The following is a 20,185-nucleotide window of genomic DNA, read 5'->3' as shown; positions in this document are numbered from 1 at the left end:
GACGTGCTGGCCCGACACTCTAGTCATGATCCGCGCCCCGCGAGACATGCGAAGATCGACCGGTGCCCGTCCCGCCCAGCCGTCGTCTCGTGCTCGCCGGTGCCGCGACACTCGCCGCCGCCGTCCTGACCGGCTGCGGGGTTCGGCTCGAGGACGACGCGCCGGACCTCCCCTTCGTCCCGCGGCGGGAGCCGGTCCCCGCCGAGTCCGCGCTGCTCGCGGTCCTCGGGACCCTGCGTGACTCCGACGCCGAGCACGCCGCGGCCCGCGCCGAGCGGCTGCGGACGGCGCTCGAGGGGGCCCAGGTCCCGGCCACCGTGCTCGACGACGCGACCGCGCCGACGTCCGACGGCGAGACGGCCGCGGCCTTCGAGGCGGCGGTGCGCGAGTGCGCGCCCGGGATGCTGCGGCTCGTCGGGCAGCTCACGGCGACCCACCGCATCGCCACCCCCCTCGGCCGGAGGAGCGGGCTGTGGACGCCGGCCGGCACGCAGCCGTGGACCGCGGGCTCCGTCGCCGCGGATGTCCTCGCGGGCACCCGGGCCGCGGTCTACGCCCTCGACGTCATCGCCGCCAAGGCCACCGGCGCGGTCGCCGAGGACGCGCTGACCGCAGCCCGGGCCCTGCAGCGCCTGGAGATCCGGCAGACCACTGCGGCCGGCGAGCAGGCGGACGAGGTCACCCTCGGCTACGAGCGCCCCGCCGGCCTCACCGGGTCCAAGGCGCTGGAGTGGGGCAAGGACGCGTGCGAGCGGCTGCTCGCCGTCCACGCCGCGGGCTTCGACGGGCTCGCCGACGACCGCGACGCGGCCCTCGAGCTCGTGCAGTGGATGGTCGCGGCCGAGCGGATCTCCCGACCGCGGTTCGGCCGGCCGGTCCCCGAGCTCTACGGCGACGCCCAGCCCACGACGTGAGGGTCGCGGACGCGGCGGCGCTCGTCCCGTCGGCCTTCGTCACGCACGTCTCCTCGCTCGAGGCCGACGGAGGTCCCTCGGGCGCCGACTGGGTGGCCGCCCTCCCCCACCTGGTCGCCGACGTGCTCGACGCGTGGGACCTGGCCGTCGACGGGCCGGCGATGACCGGCCGCTGCGCGCTCGTGCTGCCCGTGCGCGGGCCCGAGGGGCGCGCCGTGCTCAAGCTCGGCTGGCCGCACACGGACGCCGACGGCGAGCACCTGGCGCTGCGGACGTGGGACGGTCGCGGGGCCGTGCGGCTGCTGCGGGCCGACCCGCGCCGTTCGGTCCTGCTGCTCGAACGCCTCACGACCGAGGACCTCACGGGGGTGTGGGACGAGGAAGCCGTGGCGGTCGTCGCGGGTCTCTACGCGGACCTGCACGTCGCTCCCCTGCCGCAGCTGCCGCAGCTCGAGCCGTGGGTCCGGGAGGTCCTGTCGCGGCCGGCGGCCGCGGGGCTGCCGCGCAGGTACGTCGAGCAGGCGCGGGGCTCCCTTCGCGCGCTCCCGACGCTCGACGGGCACCGGCTCCTCCACGGCGACCTGCACTACGGCAACGTGCTGTCCGACGGCACCGACTGGGTCGCGATCGACCCCGAGCCGGTCGTCGGGCACCCCGCCTGGGAGGTCGCTCCGCTGCTCTGCAACCGCTGGTCGGAGATGGGCACGGGCGCGTCGCTGCGCTGGTCCGTGCGACGCCGCGTGGAGGTCGTGTGCGACGTGGCCGGCCTGGACGAGGGACTCGTGCGCTCAGTGAGCGCGCTGCGCGAGCTGGTGGGCGCCGTCCGGGCGCTCGAGGACGGCGACGCCGAACGAGTGTCCCGGGCGGTCGCGCTCGTCAAGGCGCTCGGCGACTGAGCGAAGGGGGGCCGGGTCGCGGTCCCCTGTCGTCCTGACGCGCACCTGTGTCACGCAATTTCGTCACACGGGTGGGACCAACGACGTCAACCCGGGGACAGACCGACGACGGCGCGCCCGGTCCACGGCTGCCGTCACCTTGCGCAGCACCACCATCGGGTCCGAGAGATCCGCCCAGACGAGCCTCACGACCTCGTACCCGAGCTCCCGCAGCCGGTCCTCCCGGACCTTCTCGGCCCGTAGGGCTCGAGGGTCCTGGTACTTGCCCATCCCGTCGACCTCGATGATGACGCCCTCGAGCTCCATCAGGAAGTCGAGCCGCGCCCAGACCTCGCCCCGCTCGTCACGCAGCTCGACCTGCGGCGTCGGCTGCGGGATGCCGGCGAGGTGGAAGGCCCACCGCGCCCGCGACTCGGCGGCCGACTCGATCCGTGGGTCGGCCAGCGCCACGACCCGAGCCGGCTCTCGGGACCACCTGTCCGGTCGAAGCAGCGTCATCGCGCCGACAAGGTCCTCCCGGGTCATCACCGCGCGGTGGAGAGCGTTGTCGGCGCTCACCAGCCCGGCCTCGGCCCCGAACTGCACCGCTACCTGGAGGCAGGCGGTGGCCGGGGTCACCGTCCGCACCGACCGATGCACCTCGATGAGCTCTGCGGGTACCTGCCGGTGCACGCGCAGGACGGCATCGGTGCGCCCCCTGCGACCATCGGTGTGCACCAGGTGCACCCGGTCGTCGACGCCGTGCACCGCGATCAGCCGGATGGCGAGGGCGCTGTGGTGGCTCAGGGCGCTGACGTCGTCGGGGCGGCTGCGGTAGACAGCGAGCGCGCGGAGACCGTGCCGGTCCCAAGGTGTGGCCGACCGCCACAGGTCCCCGTCGACGAAGGCCCCGCGACGGACCCTCACGAGCTGCCCCGAGCGCACCGCCGCGGTGATCTCCCTGCTGCTGACACCCTGGGCCAGCAGGGCGGTGGAGGTGGTGGTCCCGTGGGTACGCACGGCGCCCCGGCCTCCCCGGGGGTGAGACGGTGGGGGCATGGGCCACCGACTCGCCGCCAGCCTCTCCCCCTACCTGCGCCAGCACGCCGACAACCCCGTCGACTGGTGGGAGTGGGGCGAGGAGGCCTTCGCGGAGGCCCGGCGACGGGACGTCCCGATCTTCCTGAGCGTCGGGTACGCGGCCTGCCACTGGTGCCACGTCATGGCGCACGAGAGCTTCGAGGACGAAGGGGTGGCCGCGGCCCTGTCCGCCGGGTGGGTGAGCGTCAAGGTCGACCGCGAGGAGCGGCCCGACGTCGACGCGGTCTACATGCTCGCCACGCAGGCGATGACGGGTCACGGCGGGTGGCCGATGACCGTGCTCATCACGCCGGACGGCGAGCCCTTCTTCGCCGGGACCTACCTGCCCAGGCCGCAGCTGCTGCAGCTGCTCGATGCCGCCGGCACCGCGTGGCGGGAGGACCGTGAGCGGCTCACCGCGAGCGCGACGAGCATCGCCGCGCAGCTGGCCGGCATCGCCGACCCGGGTCCGGGCTCACCGATCGAGGACGAGCAGGTCGCGCTGGCGGTCCACACGCTGCGCAAGGTCTTCGACGACGCCCGGGCGGGTTTCGGCGGGGCGCCGAAGTTCCCCCCGTCGATGACCCTCGAGCACCTGCTGCGGCACCACGCGCGCACCGGTGACGCCGACGCGCTCGCCATGGCCGAGCGGACCCTCGAGGCGATGGCCCGCGGCGGCATCCACGACCAGCTCGCGGGCGGCTTCGCGCGGTACAGCGTCGACGCGGAGTGGGTCGTGCCCCACTTCGAGAAGATGCTCTACGACAACGCCCAGCTGCTGCGCGTGTACACGCACTGGCACCGCGCGACGGGCGACGAGCTCGCGGGTCGGGTGGCCGGGTCGACCGCAGACTTCCTCGTGCGCGACCTGCGCACGGACGAAGGGGGGTTCGCCTCGGCCCTCGACGCCGACACGATCATCGACGGCCGGTCCGTCGAGGGTGCCACCTACGTGTGGACCCCGGCGCAGCTCGTCGAGGTCCTCGGCGAGGAGGACGGGCGCCGGGCCGCCGAGCTGCTTGAGGTGACCCCCGAGGGGACCTTCGAGCACGGGACCTCGACGCTGCAGCTGCTCCACGACGTCGAGGACTCAGCCGACGCGGGGTGGTGGGAGTCGGTGCGAGTCCGCCTCCTCACGGCCCGCGACGAGCGCCCCCAGCCCGCGCTCGACGCCAAGGTGGTCACGAGCTGGAACGGCCTGGCCATCGCCGCCCTCGCCGACGCCGGCGTCACCCTGCGCCGCCCCGACCTCGTCGAGGCCGCCGCTGCCGCGGCGCGGCTCGTCCTGGAGCACCACCTCGTCGACGGGCGCCTGCGCCGCACCTCGCTCGGTGGCGTGGTCGGCCCGGCGCCGGCAGTGCTCGACGACCACGGCAACCTCGCCGAGGGGCTGCTCTCGCTCCACCGCGCCACCGGCGAGACGACCTGGCTGACGCGCGCCGGCGAGGTCCTGGAGCTCGCGACGAGCCTCTTCCACGACGAGGACGGCTGGCACGACACGGCCCATGACGGCGAGGCCCTCATCACCCGTCCGCGCGGGCGCACCGACAACGCCGAGCCGGCGGGGGTCTCGGCCATCGCGGGCGCCCTGCTCACCCACTCGGCCCTCACCGATCGCACCGACCACCGAGCGCTCGCCGAGGAGGCCGTCGCCGCGCAGTCGCGGATCATCACCCACGACCCGCGCTTCGCCGGCTGGGCGCTGGCGGTGGCCGAGGCGATGCTCGCCGGACCGCTCCAGGTGGCGATCGTCGGCGAGGGCGCGGACGGCCCCCTTCGTGCCGTGGCGGAGGCCTCCCCCGCACCGGGGCTCGTCATCGTCAGCGGCGAGCCCGATGCCCCCGGCGAGCCGCTGCTCGCGGACCGACCACTCGTCGACGGGCGGGCGACCGCGTACGTGTGCCGCGGCTTCGTCTGCGACGCGCCGGTGACCGACCCCGAGGCGCTGCGCCGACTGCTGTGATCAGTCGACGACGTCGACGCTCGTGACGGACCCGGGATCGATCGGCTCGTCCCAGTCGATGTCGCGGTGCGAGTGCGAGCGCAGCCACGCGAGAGCGGCCCGGATCGTGTGCTCGTGGCTGACGACGACGAGGTGCTCGGGCTGCTCGATGAGGGCTGGGGCGAACCACTCGCCGACCCGCTCGAAGACGTCCTGCATGGACTCGCCCCCGCCCCAGCGGACCTCGCTGATGTGGCGGTCCTGCGGGACCTCCTCGGCACGCAGGAGGTCGCTGCGCTCCCCCTCGAGCCGGCCGAGGGCCTGCTCGCGCAGGCCGGCCTCGTTGCGGACCGAGGCGTGCCACCCGGCGGGGCGCAGGGCCACCGAGATGATCTCGGCGGTCTGCAGGGCACGCATGAGGTCGCTGGACCACAGGGCGAGGGCGCGCTCCGAGCGGGGCGGACCCAGCACCGCGCCCAGGGCGAGCCCGGCCCGGGCGGCGTCGGCGCGTCCCGCGTCGGTGAGCACGGACTGGCCGGGCCCCCGGTGGGCACCCTGGACGAGGCCGTCACGGTTCCACGTGGACTCCCCGTGACGGACGAGGTGCACGCGCGTAGGGCTCACGAGGCCACGCTATCGGTGCTCCGTAGAGTGGCGGCTCGTGAGCGGACTCCTCATCACCGGTACCTCCTCCGACGCGGGCAAGTCCCTCGTCGTGACGGGCTTGTGCCGCGTCCTCGCCCGGCGGGGCGTGTCCGTCGCCCCGTACAAGGCGCAGAACATGTCCAACCACTCGATGGTCTGCCGCGACGGGTCCGAGATCGGCCGTGCCCAGTACCTGCAGGCGCAGGCCGCCGGGGTCGAGGCGACGTCGGCGATGAACCCGGTGCTGCTCAAGCCGGGCAGCGACCGGCGCGCCCACGTCGTCGTGCGGGGGCGGCCGGCGGGCGAGCTGCGGGCGGGTGAGTACGCCACCGGGCGGGGGCACCTGGCAGACGCCGCGTTCGCCGCGTACGAGGAGCTGGCCGCGGCGCACGACGTCATCGTCTGCGAGGGCGCGGGCTCCCCGGCCGAGGTCAACCTGCGTGCGGGCGACTACGTCAACCTCGGTCTGGCCCAACGGTTCTCGCTGCCCACCGTGCTCGTCGGCGACATCGACCGTGGCGGCGTGCTCGCGGCGCTGTACGGGACGTGGGCGCTCGTCGCGGACGAGGACCGGCCGTTGCTGCGCGCCTACCTGATCAACAAGTTCCGCGGCGACGCGTCGGTCCTCGAGCCGGGGCTCGACGAGGTCACCCGTCGCACCGGGCTGCCCTCCCTCGGGGTGCTGCCGTGGCTCACCGACGTGTGGCTCGACTCCGAGGACTCGCTGTCGATGGGCGCCTGGGGTGAGGCCGAGGACGACGTCCCGGCCGACCGCCGCCTGTCCGTGGCCGTCGTCCGACTGCCGCGGACGTCCAACGGCACCGACGTCGACGCGCTGGCCGCCGAGCCTGGTGTCGACGTGCGCGTCACGGTGGACGCGGACCACGTGCGAGAGGCCGACCTCGTCGTGCTGCCGGGCTCTCGGGCCACGGTGTCCGACCTCGCGTGGTTGCGCCGGTCCGGCTTGGCCGAGGTCGTGGTGGACCGCGCGCGCCGCGGTGCACCGGTCCTTGGGATCTGCGGCGGGTACCAGATGCTGCTCGACGAGGTCGTCGACGACGTCGAGTCCGGCGGCGACGACGACGACGAAGGGAGCGAATCCCCCTCTCCTCCAACGGTCCCCGGCCTCGGACTGCTCCCCGGACGCGTCGTCTTCCACCACGACAAGGTGCTCGCGAGACCGAGCGGGTCGTGGCGGGGCGTGCCGGTGGAGGGGTACGAGATCCACCACGGCGTCGTCGAGCCGACCGGCGGCGAGGACTTCCCCGGCGGCCACGCGGTGGGCTCGGTGCGTGGGTCGATCTGGCACGGGACGCTCGAGGGCGACGGCTTCCGGCGCGCCCTCCTGGCCGACGTCGCGGGGGCGAGCGGCGCGGCCTGGTCCGCGGAGGCGGGCGGGACCCCCTTCGCCTCACGGCGGGAGCGGATGATCGACACCCTCGCCGACGCCCTCGAGACCCACGTCGACATCGACGCCCTGCTCGCCCTGACGAAGGACTCCCGTTGAGCCCCAGCGCTGCCCGTCGCATCCACGTCATCGGCATCGGCGCCGGGTCCCCCGAGCACGTGACCGCCGAGGCCGCCGCCGCGCTGGGCGAGGTCGACGTCTTCCTCGTCGCCGACAAGGGTGGCGCCAAGGACGAGCTGGTCGCGGTGCGGCGCGCGATCTGCGAGCGCTTCATCCCGGCCGACCACGCCTACGAGCTCGTCACGGTGCCCGACCCGCAGCGCGGACCCGACGCCGAGCGCGACCCCGCCGAGTACGCGCGAGGGGTGCGCGACTGGCACGCCGCGCGGACCGACGCGTACGTGCGGATCATCGAGGGGCTGCCGGAGGACGCGGTCGTGGGCTTCCTCGTGTGGGGAGACCCCGCGTTCTACGACAGCACGATCCGCGTCGTCGACGCGATCGGCGAGCGGATCCCGACGACGGTCCGGGTGCTGCCGGGGATCTCGGCCTTCCAGACCCTGGCCGCTGCGCACGGGATCGTGCTGCACCGCGTCGGCGAGCCGGTCCACGTCACGACCGGCCGGCGGCTCGTCGAGGAGTGGGCACGTGCCGACGACGCGGGGCTGGAGCTCGGGACCGTCGTCGTCATGCTCGACGGGCACCTGCACTGCCGCGAGCTCGCGGCCACGCACCCGGACACCGTCATCCACTGGGGCGCCTACGTCGGCATGCCCCAGCAGGCGCTGCGGTCCGGTCGCCTGGCCGATGTCATCGACGAGATCGTCCAGCTGCGCGCGCGGCTGCGCGCGGAGCACGGCTGGGTCATGGACGTCTATGCGCTGACGCCCGCCTGAGGGTCACCGGGTGCGGGCCGCGGCGCGGCGGACGGCCAGGCCCTGCAGGACCATCGACGCCGCGAGGCAGGCGCCGACACCCTCGCCGGCACGCAGGCGCAGGTCGAGCAGCGGCTCGAGGCCGAGCTCGCGCAGCACGAGCGCGTGGGCCCGCTCGCGGGAGACCTGGCCGGCGAGGAGGTAGGCCTGCACCGCCGGCTCGATGCGACTCGCGACGAGGCCCGGCAGGGACCCCGCGAGTCCGTCGAGGACGACCGGCGCACCCGCGGCCGCGGCCCCGAGCACGACCCCCGTGAGCAACGCGATCTCCGGACCACCCACGGCCGCGAGGAGGCGAAGGGGGTCCGACTCCCCCTTCGTCCGGGCGAGTGCCGCCGCGACGACCTCGCGCTTGCGCGCGACCATGTCCGCGTCGGACCCCGAGCCGAGGCCGACCGCGTCCTGGGGCTCGAGGTCGAGGAGGGCGCAGGCCAGGGCGGCGGCGACGGTCGTGTTGCCGACGCCGACCTCGCCGAGGCAGACGAGACCCCCGCGCGAGGCCTCACGACCGATGCCGTGACCGGCAGCCACCAGGGCCTCGACGTCGGCCGGAGACATCGCGTCGGTGGTCGCCAGGTCGCCCCGCTCCCCCCTCGCACGCGCGGCGCGCGCGTCCGGGACAGGCTGCGCCACACCGGCGTCCACGGCGATGACGGCCAGACCGGCGCCCTTGGCCGTGGCCGCGCCCAGAGACGTCCCGGCCACCGTGGCGGACAGCACGTCCGCGGTCGTCGAGCCCGGGAAGGCACTGACCCCGAGCTCGGTCACGGGGTGGTCCGCGCCGGCGAGCACCAGCGTGCCACCGGTGATGTCCTGGGCGCCGACGGCCAGCACCCGGTTGAGCGTGCGGTCGAGGACACCGAGCGAGTCCGGGGGCGAGAGCAGCTCGTCGGCCGCGTCGGTGGCCCCGACGAGGCGCTCCGGCTCGGGTCCGCGCAGGTGCGAGACCGGCTGCTGCGGGGCCGACTCGTCAGCAGGCCAGCGGTCGCGCAGGACGACCTCCTCGAGAGGTGCCTTCCGCGACCACGCGGCGCGCTCGAGACCCGGCGACGGAGGCCGCTCGTCGGGCCAGCCGAGGCACAGCCACCCGAGCGTGACGACGTCCTCGGGCAGGCCGAGCAGGCCGGCGAGCTCGTCCGGGTCGAAGAGTGTTACCCAGCCCATCCCGAGCCCGTGGGCGCGGGCGGTGAGCCACATGTTCTCGATCGCCGCGGCGCAGGACCACAGGTCGGCGTCGGGGAAGGTCGCGCGCCCGAGCACCCCCACCGCGGGAGTGCGCCGGTCGCACGCGACGACGACGCCGACGGGCGCCTCGCGCAGGCCCTCCAGCTTGAGGTCGAGCATGCGCGCTGCGCGCTCCGAGGCCAGGTGCGCGGCCTGCTCGACCCGCGCCCGGTCAGCCAGCGCCGCGGCGCGGTCGCGGGTCGTGGGGTCGGTGACGACGAGGAACCGCCAGGGCTGGGAGTGGCCGACGCTCGGCGCGCGGTGGCCGGCCTCGAGCACCGCGGTGACGAGGTGCTCCGGCACGGCGTCGGGCCGGAACCGGCGGATGTCGCGCCTCCCGGCGACGACCGCGGCCAGGGCCTGCGTCACGGTCTCGCCCATCGCCCACCCGGCGGGGTCCTCACGCCGCTGCGCGGCACTGCTGGCGTCGCCGATGGTCGGGACGGGCCGGGCGTAGCGGGGGGACTCCCCTGCGTCGCTCACTCGTCCTCCATGTCGCCCTCGACGTCGAGGTAGACCTGCTGCATCGCGGCCACGACCTGCGGGTCCGGCTCCTCCCACAGGCCGCGGTCGGCGGCCTCGGCGAGCTTCTCGACGATGCCGCGCAGGGCCCAGGGGTTGGCCCGGCGCATGAACTCCTGGTTGGTCTCGTCGAGGACGTAGTCCTGAGCGATGCGGTCGTACATCCAGTCGTGGACGACGCCGGCGGTCGCGTCGAAGCCGAAGAGGTAGTCGACCGTGGCCGCCAGCTCGAAGGCGCCCTTGTACCCGTGGCGCTGCATCGCCGAGATCCACCTGGGGTTGACCACGCGCGAGCGGAAGACGCGGTTGGTCTCCTCCTGCAGCGTCCGGGTGCGCACCGCGTCGGGTGAGGTCGAGTCGCCGACGTAGGCCTTCGGCTCGCTCCCGGTGAGCGCGCGCACGGTCGCGACCATGCCGCCGTGGTACTGGAAGTAGTCGTCGGAGTCGAGGATGTCGGACTCGCGGTTGTCGACGTTCTTCGCGGCGACCTGGATGCGGCGGTAGGTGCGCTCCATGTCCTCCGCAGCGGGCCGGCCGTCGAGGTCGCGGCCGTAGGCGTAGCCGCCCCAGGCCGTGTAGACCTGCGCGAGGTCGTCGTCGCTGCGCCAGCTGCCGGACTCCACGACCTGCAGGATGCCCGCGCCGTAGGACCCGGGCTTGGAGCCGAAGATCCTCGTGCGGGAACGGCGCTCGTCACCGTGGTCGGCGAGGTCGGCGCTCGCGTGGGCGCGGACGTGGTTGTCCTCCTCGCGCTCGTCCAGGCCGGCGACGAGGGCGACCGCGTCGTCGATGAGCGCGATGACGTGCGGGAACGCGTCGCGGAAGAATCCCGAGATGCGCACGGTGACGTCGATCCGCGGGCGGCCGAGCTCGGCGAGCGGTATCGGCTCGAGGCCGACCACGCGGCGCGACTGCTCGTCCCACACCGGCGTGACGCCGAGCAGGGCGAGCACCTCGCCGATGTCGTCGCCGGAGGTGCGCATCGCGGAGGTGCCCCACATCGACAGCCCGACGGAGGTCGGCAGCTCACCGGTCTCCTCGCGGTAGCGCTCGAGCAGGGAGTCGGCCATCGCGGTGCCGGTCTGGTAGGCCAGCCGCGACGGGATCGCCTTGGGGTCGACCGAGTAGAAGTTGCGCCCGGTCGGCAGCACGTTGACCAGGCCACGAAGGGGGGACCCGCTCGGTCCCGCGGGCACGTACCCGCCGTCGAGGGCGTGCAGGACCATCGGCAGCTCGCGCTCGGTCGCGGCGAGGCGCGGCACGACCTGGGTCGCGGCGAACTCGAGCACCGCGGCCACCTCGGCAGCCGCCTCCGCCGACAGGCCCGGCTCGAGCTCGGCGACCAGATCCGTTGCGGCGCAGGCCTGCCAGTCACGGGCGGCGAGCGCCTCGACGAGGCGACGGGCCCTCCCTTCGACCTCGTCGGTCTCGGTCGAGGAGGCGTCCTCGACGAGGCCGAGCGCGGCGCGCAGGCCGGGGACCGACCCGACCTGCCCGGAGAAGACCTGGGCGGCACGCAGGACGGCGAGCACGAGGTTGACCAGCTCCTCCCCCTGCGGTGCCTGGCCGAGCACGTGCAGGCCGTCGCGGATCTGCACGTCCTTGATCTCGCAGAGCCACCCGTCGACGTGCATGACGAGGTCGTCGAAGCCATCTGCGTCGTCGAGGTCGACGTCCTCGAGACCGAGGTCGACGTGCATCTGCGCGGCGTGGATGAGCTGCCAGATCTCCCCGCGCAGGGCCGGCGCCTTGGCCGGGTCCATGACCGAGACGTTGCCGTACTCGTCGAGCAGCTGCTCGAGCCGGGCGATGTCGCCGTAGGACTCGGCGCGGGCCATCGGCGGGACGAGGTGGTCGACGATCGTCGCGTGGGCGCGGCGCTTGGCCTGCGTGCCCTCGCCGGGGTCGTTGACGAGGAAGGGGTAGACGAGCGGCAGGTCGCCGAGGGCCGCGTCGGTGCCGCACGACGCGGACATCGCGAGGTTCTTGCCGGAGAGCCACTCGAGGTTGCCGTGCTTGCCGACGTGGACGACGGCGTGCGCGCCGAACTCCTCCTCGATCCACCGGTAGGTCGCGAGGTAGTGGTGGGTCGGCGGCAGGTCGGGGTCGTGGTAGATCGCGATCGGGTTCTCCCCGAAGCCGCGCGGCGGCTGGACGAGCAGCGCGACGTTGCCGCGCACGAGGGCGGCGGTGACGATCTCGCCCTGCGCGTCGGTGGACGTGTCGACGAAGACCTCCCCCGGTGCCTCGCCCCAGTGCTCGGTCATCGCCTCGCGCAGGTCGGCCGGGAAGCGGTCGAACCACTCGCGGTAGCGGTCGGCGGGGATGCGCACCTGCGCGCCCTCGACCTGCTGCTGGGTGAGCCACTCCTCGTCCTGCCCGCCGGCGGCGATGAGCTCGTGGATGAGGGCATTGCCGCAGGTCGTGTCGGGTGCCTCGCCCCCGACCGGTGGGAGCGGGTCCATCCCGACGAAACCCGGCCCGAGGTCGTAGCCCGCGTCGCGCATCGCGCGGAGCAGGCGGATCGTCGAGACCGGGGTGTCGAGGCCGACGGCGTTGCCCAGGCGGGAGTGCTTCGTCGGGTAGGCCGAGAGGACGACGGCGATCCTGCGCTCTGCCGCCGGGGTGGAGCGCAGGCGGGCGTGGTTGACCGCGATCCCGGCCACCCGGGCGGCCCGCTCGGGGTCGGCGACGTAGTGCGGCAGGCCCTCGTCGTCGAACTCCTTGAAGGAGAAGGCCACCGTGATCAGGCGCCCGTCGAACTCGGGCACGGCGACCTGGGTCGCGACGTCGAGCGGGCTCATGCCGTCGTCGGACTCCTGCCACTCGGCCCGGCCCCAGGTGAGGCACAGGCCCTGGAGGATCGGGATGTCGAGCGCGGCGAGCGCCTCGACGTCCCAGGCCTCGTCATCCTCGCCGGCGGAGGCGGTGGCGGGCTTGGTGCCCCCCGCCGCGAGCACGGTCGTGACCAGCGCGTCTAGGGTGCCGAGGTGCTCGAGGAGGCCGCTCGGCGCGTCGCGCAGCGAGGCGGAGTGGATGACGACCCCCTGGCCGCCGGCCGCGTCTATCGCGTCGGCGAGCGCGTGCGCGTAGTCGGTGTTGCCGGCCGCGTACTGGGCCCGGTAGATGAGGACCCCGACGCGCGGCCGGGTGCGGCCGTCGGCCAGCGGCGCCGGCTCCTCGCGCTCGAGGACCCCCCACTGCGGCAACGGCTGCGGTGCCTCGAAGCCCTCACCGGTCAGCAGGAGCGTGTCCCCGAGGAAGGCGTGCAGCTGGGCGATGTTGGCCGGGCCGCCCTCGGCGAGGTAGCGGTGGGTCTCGGCGACCACGCCCGCGGGCACGGTCGACATCTCCATGAGCGCGGCGTCCGGCTCCTGGGTGCCACCGACGACGACGAGCCGCGCGCCCCGGTCGGCGAGGCGGCGAAACCCGCTGCACAGGTCGTCCGGGGTACCGAGGATGCGGGCCACGACGACGTCGGCGGACGCGAAGAGCTCGCCCATGTCGGTGTGGGCCGGACGTGCGGGGTTGGCCACGACGATGTCGATGCCATGGTCCCGGGCCGCGGCCCGGGCGCTCAGCAGGTCGGTGTCGGACGTGGACAGCAGGGCGATCTGTGGCACGGGTCGTGCAGCTCCTCAGGCGGGGTTCCGCGCCCCGCGGTCGAAGGGAGGGACCCGCACGGTGGCGTCCGGGCCGGCCGATCGGGCGTGTCTGACTCGCGAAGGGGATTCGCTCACAGTGGCGGGACCGTCCCGGACTCGCACCGGGTTCCGCTCGATCTGGCTGGCTCGCACTCTACCTGCGGGTCCGGTGGGTCCGCGTAGGCTGCACGGCCGTGACCACCCCCTCGCCCTCCCGCAACGGCGCCGACCGCTGCCCGGGGCTGCTCACCCCCTTCGTCTCGGCGGACGGGGCGATGGTGCGGCTGCGGCTGCCGGGCGGACGCGTGGACGCCACGGTGCTGGCCGAGATCTCTTCTCTCGCAGCACGTTTCGGCAAACCGGACATCACGCTGACCACACGTGGGAGCCTCCAGCTGCGAGGGCTGCCCGACCCGCTCCCCCGCGAGCTGGTCGCCGCGGTCGGCGACCTCGGGCTCGTCCCCTCGGGCGAGCACGACACGGCGCGCAACATCGTCGCCGACCCGCACGCGGGTCTGGACGACCTCGTGGGCGCGCTCGACGCCGGCCTGCTCGCCGACCCCGTGCTGGCGGGCCTGCCGGGGCGGTTCCTCCTGGCCGTCGCGGGGCCCCGCGGGCCCGTCCTCGGTGAGCCCTGGGACGTGGCCGTCGTGGACGAGGGCGGACCTGCCCGGGTCGTCGCCGGCGGCCGGTCCGTGGTGGTCGCCCGCGACGAGGCGGCCCGGGTTGCGCTGGACGTCGCAGGACGCTTCCTCGCCGCGCGTGGGGACGCCGGGACGTGGAACATCCGCGACCTGCCCGCCGGCACCCGCGCCGGGCTGCTGCCCGGCGGCGCTCCCTTCGTCGTCGAGTCGGCCGCCCCACCCGCGCCGGGACCTGTCGGCGAGGACCTGGTGGCGCTCGTCCCGCTGGGGCTGCTGACGCCGGCGATGGTCCGTGCCCTCGCCGGGGCGCTGCGGATCACTCCATGGCGCTCGCTCGTCGTCACCGGCGGGGCCACCCGGGCCGACGCGCTCGAGGCCGCCGGCTTCGTCACCGGTCCCGGCTCCCCCTGGACCGTCCTCACCGCGTGCGCGGGCGCACCCGCCTGCGCCCGGACCACGACACCCACCCGCGACCTCGCCCGGGCCGCGGCACCCCTGCTCGACCCCACCGGACCACCCGTCCACGTCATCGGGTGCGAGCGGGCCTGCGGCCATCCCGCAGGCGGGCACGCGACCTCGCTCGACCCCACCTCCGCCGCGGACATCGTTGCGGCACAACACCACCCACGAGACGAGAAGGACGCATGACCTCCTCCCTTCGCCAGCCGCCCCGCCGGTACGACTACGTGACCGACGGCCAGGAGATCTACCGCCGCTCGTTCGGCATGATCCGCGACGAGGCCGACCTGTCCGGTCTGCCCGAGCGGTTGCGCGGTGCCGCGGTGCGGATCATCCACGCCGCCGGTGACGTGGCGATCACGAGCGCGATCGCCGGCCACCCGGAGGTGGCCACCGCCGCCCGCGACGCCCTCGTCGCCGGCGCCCCGGTCCTCACCGACAGCAACATGCTCGCGTCCGGGGTCACCCGCCGGCGCCTGCCCGCGGACAACGAGGTCGTCTGCACCCTGCGCGACGAGCGCGTCCCGGGTCTCGCCGCCGCGTGGGGCACCACGCGAGCCGCCGCGGCGGTCTCCCTGTGGGCCGACCGGCTCGGGGGCTCCGTCGTCGCGATCGGCAACGCGCCGACCGCGCTCTTCCACCTGCTCGAGATGCTCCACGAGGGCGCGCCGCGCCCGGCGGCGATCGTCGGGATGCCCGTCGGGTTCGTCGGCTCGGCGGAGTCCAAGGTCGCCCTGGCCGAGCACGACCTGCCCGGTGGCCCGGTCCCCTGGCTCGTCGTCCACGGCCGCCGCGGCGGCTCCGCGATGGCCGCCGCCGCGCTCAACGCCCTCGCCGACCCGGACGAGCTGGCATGAGCGACACCGGCCCCGGGCACTTCTACGGCGTCGGCGTCGGCCCCGGCGACCCAGAGCTCATCACCCTCAAGGCCGCCCGGCTCATCCGTGAGGCGGACGTCATCGCCTACCACTCGGGCGTCGGCAAGCAGTCGATGGCCCGTGGCATCGCGGCCGACCTCATCCCCGACGGCGTCGTCGAGATCGACCTGCGCTACCCCGTGACGACGGGGACGACAGACCACCCGGGTGGCTACTACGGGGCGCTCGCCGACTTCTACGACGAGTGCTGCGAGCGGCTCGAGGCCCACCTCTCGCGGGGCCGCACCGTCGTCGTGCTGGCAGTGGGCGACCCGCTCTTCTTCGGGTCCTTCATGTACGTCCACGACCGGCTGAGCCCCCGCTACCCCACCGAGGTCGTCCCCGGCATCACCTCGATGTCCGCCGCGACCGCCGCCGTCGCCACGGGGCTGTGCCGCCACGAGGACACCCTCACGGTCCTGCCCGGCACGCTCGGCGTGCCCGAGCTCGCCCGCCGGCTGGCCGACACCGACGCGGCCGTCATCATGAAGCTCGGCCGCACCTTCGCCGGCGTCCGCGAGGCGCTGCGCCAGGCCGGGGTCCTCGACCGGGCCGTCTACGTCGAGCGCGCCTCCGGCGCGGGCGAGGTCGTCCTGCCCGCCGCCGAGGTCGAGGAGGGTCGCGTCCCCTACATGTCCATCGTCGTCGTGCCCGGGGCGGACGTGCGCGACGACGCCGCGGGGCGGGCGGCGGACTTCGCACGGATCACGGCCGGGGACGAGGTGGACGAAGGGAGCGACGCACCGGGTCAGGGCACCGTCCACGTCGTCGGCCTCGGACCGGGCCCGGACCGATGGCTCACGCCGGAGGCGTCGCAGGTCCTGGCGAGCGTGGACCACGTCGTCGGCTACGCCCCGTACGTCGCCCGCGTGCCCCAGCGCGAGGGCCTCACCCGGCACGCGTCCGGCAACACCGTCGAGCTGGACCGGGGCCGGCTCGCCCTCGACCTCGCGCGCGGTGGCGACGACGTCGCGATCGTCTCCGGCGGGGACGCGGGCGTCTTCGGGATGGCGACGGCACTCTTCGAGTCACGCGAGAGCGCCGTGGCGCAGGACCGCTCGTACGCGGACGTGCCGGTGCGCATCGTGCCCGGCGTGACCGCCGCGCACGCGGCCAGCGCCCTCGTCGGCGCGGTCCTCGGCGGCGACCATGCGCTGGTCAACCTCAGCGACAACCTCAAGCCGTGGGAGGTGCTCGCCGACCGGCTCACCGCCCTGGCGACGCACGACATCACCATCGCGCTGTACAACCCGCGCTCCGCCTCGCGGCCCGACACCCTCGGCGCCGCCCGCGACCTGCTCGTCGGCGCTGTCGGCCCCGGGCGCGTCGTCGTCGTGGCCCGCCGGGTGGGGCGCGAGCAGGAGTCCGTGACGGTCACCACCCTGGGCGACCTCGACGTCGCCTCCGTCGACATGGGGTGCCTCGTCGTCATCGGCGCGTCGAGCACACGGGTCACCGACGACGGCTGGGTCTGGACGCCCCGCTCGGTCGGCTGACGCGGCGACCCGGCGGCGCCTGTCGTCCTTCAGCGCACCCGTGTGACGAAGTTTCGTGACACAGGTGCGCGGATCGACGTCAGGACCAGAACGGTGGCGGTCCTGCCGGCGCGTCCGCCCGGGGCGACGGGAGCCGGGCTCCGTCTCCCCACCCCTTCGCCCACTCCGGGACGGACGCGGTCGGCGGGGTGGTCCGCAGCAGCTGCCACAGGCGGTCGGTGTCGACGCCGCGGCCGCGCTGGAGGAACCGCATCCGCACCAGCGCCTGCGCGCACACCTGGCCGTCGACGACGAAGCGCTGCTCGAAGTACACGCTCACCCGGTCCCAGCCGGCGACCGCGCTGTGCAGCTCGTACGCCTGGAGCGGCTGCAGCGAGGTGCGGAAGGTCATCGTCTCCTGCATGACGACCGGCCAGAGGCGGTGGCGCAGCTGGGCGCGTCCCCAGCCGGAGCGGGCGGCGAGGTCGATGCGACCGAGGTCGGCGATCGTGAAGTAGACGCCGTTGTTCATGTGCCCGGCGAAGTCGATGTCGTTGGGCAGGACCCGCAGCGGCAGGACGGCGTGCTCACCGGCGGTGACCGGACCTCGACGACGGGCGGTGGCGGCGGTCCAGATGACGCGCAGGGAGCGGTTCACCGGGACATCCTCTCCCGCGCCCGGGGTCTCGACGGGTGTCAGTACGGGGTGCCACCCTGTGAGGATGGCCACGACCTACTGCACCGCGACGAGCCTGGACGGCTACCTCGCCGACGACGAGGAGAGCCTGTCGTGGCTCTTCGCGACGGCTGGCCACGACCGGGATCCGCAGGGACGGTACGGCGACGACGACGCCCTCGACTTCGACCGGTTCCTGCCGACGGTCGGGGCGGTGGTCTGCGGGGCCAACACGTACGCGTGGCTGCACCGGGAGCTGACGCACGACGGGTCCGACCTCGTCTGGCCCTACGAGCAGCCCTCGTGGGTCGTCACCCACCGCGCCCTCGACCTGCCGAAGGGGGTGACCTCCTTCGCCGGCGACGTCCGGGAGCTGCACGCGACCGCGACGCAGGCGGCCGCCGGCCGGGACGTGTGGATCGTCGGGGGCGGTGACCTCGCGGGCCAGTTCGCCGACGCCGGGCTGCTCGACCGCGTCTGGGTCCACCAGACGCCCGTGACGCTCGGGGCCGGCGCGCCGCTCCTCCCGCGCCGGTTGCGCCTGCAGCGGCTCGAGGTCAGGCGCGACGGCCAGTTCACCGCGATGCTCTTCGACGTCGTCGGTCCAGAGCCTCGACGCGTCGGGGACGTGGACGGCGCGGCGGCGGTCTACGCCGAGGGCGGGCCCTGACGGTGGCCGTCGAGGGCGGCCACGCGACGGCACGAGTAGAGGTGCGACTCGACGAAGTCCTCGGCGCGCAGCGCCCAGCCGACGACGATGATCGCGGCCTGCCGCAGGTCGTGGGCCTCGACCTGGTCGGCGATGTCGGCGAGCGTACCGCGCAGGACGATCTCCTCCGGCTGCTCGACGCGGTAGGCGACGGCGACGGGGCAGTCGGCGCCGTAGTGCCCGGCGAGGCGGGCGGCGAGCTCGCGGGCACGGCGGACCGCGAGGTGCAGCACGAGCGTCGCGCCCGTCGCGGCGAAGGCCTCGAGCGACTCGCCACTCGGCATCGCGGTCGAGTCGCGCTGCGCGCGGGTGAGGACCACGGACTGGGCGACCTCGGGCACGGTGAGCTCGCGGCCGAGGCGCGCGGCGGTCGCCGCGTAGGCGGGGACTCCGGGCGTGATGTCCCAGGGGATGCCGGCCGCGTCGAGCCGCCGGGTCTGCTCGGCGATCGCGGAGTAGACGGAGGGGTCGCCCGAGCACAGCCGGGCGACGTCCTGACCCCGCTCGTGGGCGGCGACCAGCTCGCTCGTGATGCCGTCGAGGTCGAGCTGCTGGGTGTCGACCAGGCGCGCGCCGGGCGGGCAGTGCTCGAGGACGGCGGCGTCGAGGTAGGTCCCGGCGTAGAGGCACACCGGGCTCGCCGCGAGCAGGCGCGTGGCGCGGACGGTGAGCAGGTCCGCGGCCCCGGGGCCGGCGCCGATGAAGTGGACGGTCATGTCGGGTCCTCGGTGGGTCGGGTGGCGGCGAGCTGGACGACGGCGCGGGCGGGCGTCCACGACAGGTAGCGGCCGAGCGGGACGGCGCGCTCGACGGCCAGGCGGGTCAGCTCCCCACCGGTGCGGGCGTGGGTGGCCAGGAGGGCCGACTCCCCCTCGAGCGTCACCGCGTGCGCGACCAGCCGACCACCGGGACGAAGGGTGGCCCATGCCCGGTCGAGCAGGTCCGGGTCGAGCCCCCCGCCGACGAAGACCGCGTCAGCGGGAGGGAGAGAGGTCAGGTCGGTGGTCGTCGTGTCGCCGACGAGCACCGCGACGCGGCTGGCGAGGCCGAGCGTCTCGGCGTTGGCGGTGATGCGTGCGGCCCGCGTGGCGTCCCGCTCGACGCAGGTCGCGGTGGCGCGGTCGGCGGCGAGGCACCACTCGAGGGCGACCGAGCCGTTGCCCGCGCCGAGGTCCCACAGGTGGGCGCCGACCGTCGGGCGCAGCCGCGCGAGCCCCGACGCCCGGACGTCGCGCTTGGTGAGCTGGCCGTCGTGGTCGATGAAGTCCTCGGGACGTCCGGGCACCGGTCCGGCGGTGGCGGCGGCTGCGGCCGGGTCGCTCGCCCGCGTCTCGAGGCAGCACAGGACGAGGTCGGGCGTCGTCCCGGTGAAGTCGTCCGCCCGCCCCGAGCGGGCGCCTTCCAGCGGGCCGCCCAGGTGCCACCGAGCGGTGAGCGTGCTGGCGCCCCAGCCGTGCTCGGTCAGGAGCACCCCGAGGCGTGCCGGGTCCGCACCGGTCGAGCACAGCACCACGAGACGGGCACCGGGCGCCAGGTGCGGCAGCACGACGCGCAGGTCGCGCCCGACGGTCGTCACGACGACACTCTCCTCGGCCGACCAGCCCTGCCGGGCCCGGGCGAGGGCGTCGCTGCCGACGTGGGGCTGGATGCTCACGGCGTCCTCGCCGAGCACCTCGATGAGGGTGCTCGCGATGCCCGAGCGGAGCGGGTCTCCGCTCGCGAGGACGACGACGTCGTCGGAGGCGGCGAGGAGGCCGTCGAGGAACTCACGCAGGGCCGGACGCAGGGGGCTCGGCCACGGCACGAGCCGCACGTCGTCGGCGACGTGCGCACCGACGAGGTCGAGGTGGCGCCGGCCGCCCACGAGGGTGGTGGATCGGCGGATGCGGCTGCGCCGCCCTTCGTCCAGGCCGGCCCAGCCGTCGTCCCCGAGGCCCACGACGTCGATCACGGACGCCCACCCTAGGCCCCCGCGCCCTTGTGGCATGCTGGCGCCCGACGCTGCACCGAGGAATCCGGTGAGAATCCGGAGCGGTCCCGCCACTGTGATGCCCTGCACGGGCCAGCCAGGGCATCGGTCGGCCGTCCGTCGGGGCGACCCGCTCCCGACGTCCGT

Annotated in this window: 16 protein-coding genes and 2 riboswitches; of the genes, 9 read left to right on the top strand and 7 right to left on the bottom strand. The window is 74.8% G+C overall.

What is annotated here, in order from left to right:
* Positions 1 to 62 precede the first annotated feature (62 nt).
* Positions 63 to 914 carry a hypothetical protein gene (locus ABC138_RS01125; RefSeq protein ID WP_345912489.1) on the top strand — a complete coding sequence of 284 codons (852 nt, stop codon included), beginning with the start codon at positions 63 to 65 and terminating at the stop codon, positions 912 to 914.
* The gene (locus ABC138_RS01120; protein ID WP_068422284.1) at positions 911 to 1,810 is read left to right on the top strand and encodes an aminoglycoside phosphotransferase family protein; all 900 of its coding nucleotides are present in this window, start codon (positions 911 to 913) and stop codon (positions 1,808 to 1,810) included. Before ABC138_RS01125 ends, ABC138_RS01120 begins: the two co-directional genes overlap by 4 nt.
* Positions 1,811 to 1,873: 63 nt before the next feature.
* On the opposite strand, the gene ABC138_RS01115 is transcribed toward ABC138_RS01120, so the two are convergent.
* Positions 1,874 to 2,809, bottom strand: coding sequence for a type IV toxin-antitoxin system AbiEi family antitoxin domain-containing protein (locus ABC138_RS01115; RefSeq protein WP_345912488.1), 936 nt, complete (start codon positions 2,807 to 2,809; stop codon positions 1,874 to 1,876).
* 37 nt (positions 2,810 to 2,846) lie between these two features.
* Here ABC138_RS01115 and ABC138_RS01110 point away from each other — a divergent pair, with 37 nt between their 5' ends.
* On the top strand, positions 2,847 to 4,832 hold the full coding sequence (locus tag ABC138_RS01110) for a thioredoxin domain-containing protein (protein ID WP_345912487.1): 1,986 nt from the start codon (positions 2,847 to 2,849) through the stop codon (positions 4,830 to 4,832).
* On the opposite strand, the gene ABC138_RS01105 is transcribed toward ABC138_RS01110, so the two are convergent.
* Complete coding sequence (locus tag ABC138_RS01105; RefSeq protein ID WP_068325090.1) at positions 4,833 to 5,435, bottom strand: histidine phosphatase family protein; 603 nt, start codon at positions 5,433 to 5,435, stop codon at positions 4,833 to 4,835.
* A 37-nt stretch (positions 5,436 to 5,472) separates the two neighbouring features.
* Here ABC138_RS01105 and ABC138_RS01100 point away from each other — a divergent pair, with 37 nt between their 5' ends.
* Together ABC138_RS01100 and cobF are read left to right on the top strand one after the other, a co-directional pair.
* Entirely contained in the window at positions 5,473 to 6,963 is a 1,491-nt protein-coding gene (locus ABC138_RS01100) for a cobyric acid synthase (protein ID WP_068422290.1), read from the top strand.
* Positions 6,960 to 7,760 (top strand): precorrin-6A synthase (deacetylating), encoded by an 801-nt coding sequence (gene cobF / locus ABC138_RS01095; protein ID WP_345912486.1) that lies wholly within the window; start codon positions 6,960 to 6,962, stop codon positions 7,758 to 7,760. The genes ABC138_RS01100 and cobF overlap by 4 nt, the downstream gene beginning before the upstream one ends.
* A 3-nt stretch (positions 7,761 to 7,763) precedes the next feature.
* On the opposite strand, the gene bluB is transcribed toward cobF, so the two are convergent.
* On the bottom strand, positions 7,764 to 9,506 hold the full coding sequence (gene bluB, locus ABC138_RS01090) for a 5,6-dimethylbenzimidazole synthase (protein ID WP_345912485.1): 1,743 nt from the start codon (positions 9,504 to 9,506) through the stop codon (positions 7,764 to 7,766).
* Positions 9,503 to 13,168, bottom strand: coding sequence for a cobaltochelatase subunit CobN (cobN, locus tag ABC138_RS01085; RefSeq protein ID WP_345912484.1), 3,666 nt, complete (start codon positions 13,166 to 13,168; stop codon positions 9,503 to 9,505). The genes bluB and cobN overlap by 4 nt, the downstream gene beginning before the upstream one ends.
* Before the next feature lie 87 nt (positions 13,169 to 13,255).
* A riboswitch (cobalamin riboswitch) is annotated at positions 13,256 to 13,320 on the bottom strand.
* A 63-nt stretch (positions 13,321 to 13,383) separates the two neighbouring features.
* On the opposite strand from cobN, the gene ABC138_RS01080 reads away from it, so the two are divergent.
* The 3 genes from ABC138_RS01080 to ABC138_RS01070 are packed head-to-tail and all read left to right on the top strand — an operon-like array spanning position 13,384 to position 16,705.
* Positions 13,384 to 14,481 (top strand): cobalamin biosynthesis protein CobG, encoded by a 1,098-nt coding sequence (locus tag ABC138_RS01080; RefSeq protein ID WP_345912483.1) that lies wholly within the window; start codon positions 13,384 to 13,386, stop codon positions 14,479 to 14,481.
* A complete protein-coding gene (locus tag ABC138_RS01075) occupies positions 14,478 to 15,149 on the top strand; it encodes a precorrin-8X methylmutase (protein ID WP_345912482.1) in 672 nt (223 codons plus the stop codon). The genes ABC138_RS01080 and ABC138_RS01075 overlap by 4 nt, the downstream gene beginning before the upstream one ends.
* Positions 15,146 to 16,705, top strand: a complete 1,560-nt coding sequence (locus tag ABC138_RS01070) for a precorrin-2 C(20)-methyltransferase (RefSeq protein ID WP_345912481.1) — start codon at positions 15,146 to 15,148, stop codon at positions 16,703 to 16,705. The genes ABC138_RS01075 and ABC138_RS01070 overlap by 4 nt, the downstream gene beginning before the upstream one ends.
* A 79-nt stretch (positions 16,706 to 16,784) precedes the next feature.
* Here the strand turns inward: ABC138_RS01070 and ABC138_RS01065 are convergent, their stop codons facing one another.
* Positions 16,785 to 17,342: an acyl-CoA thioesterase gene (locus tag ABC138_RS01065; RefSeq protein WP_345912480.1), complete on the bottom strand. Its 558-nt coding sequence runs from the start codon at positions 17,340 to 17,342 to the stop codon at positions 16,785 to 16,787.
* Positions 17,343 to 17,406: 64 nt separating this feature from the next.
* Between ABC138_RS01065 and ABC138_RS01060 the strand changes: the two genes are divergently transcribed.
* Positions 17,407 to 18,030 (top strand): dihydrofolate reductase family protein, encoded by a 624-nt coding sequence (locus ABC138_RS01060; protein ID WP_345912479.1) that lies wholly within the window; start codon positions 17,407 to 17,409, stop codon positions 18,028 to 18,030.
* Here ABC138_RS01060 and cobM read toward each other — a convergent pair.
* Positions 18,009 to 18,785 carry a precorrin-4 C(11)-methyltransferase gene (gene cobM, locus ABC138_RS01055; protein WP_345912478.1) on the bottom strand — a complete coding sequence of 259 codons (777 nt, stop codon included), beginning with the start codon at positions 18,783 to 18,785 and terminating at the stop codon, positions 18,009 to 18,011. The genes ABC138_RS01060 and cobM overlap by 22 nt on opposite strands.
* On the bottom strand, positions 18,782 to 20,020 hold the full coding sequence (gene cbiE, locus ABC138_RS01050) for a precorrin-6y C5,15-methyltransferase (decarboxylating) subunit CbiE (protein WP_345912477.1): 1,239 nt from the start codon (positions 20,018 to 20,020) through the stop codon (positions 18,782 to 18,784). Before cbiE ends, cobM begins: the two co-directional genes overlap by 4 nt.
* 21 nt (positions 20,021 to 20,041) lie before the next feature.
* Positions 20,042 to 20,167: riboswitch (cobalamin riboswitch) on the top strand.
* Positions 20,168 to 20,185: the final 18 nt, after the last annotated feature.

It is taken from the genome of Janibacter sp. LM (genome assembly GCF_039631275.1).
In the GTDB taxonomy this organism is placed as follows: Bacteria; Actinomycetota; Actinomycetes; order Actinomycetales; family Dermatophilaceae; genus Janibacter; species Janibacter terrae.
The sequence above is the reverse complement of the archived record's forward strand: the minus strand, read 5'-3'. Positions and strand labels throughout refer to the sequence as shown.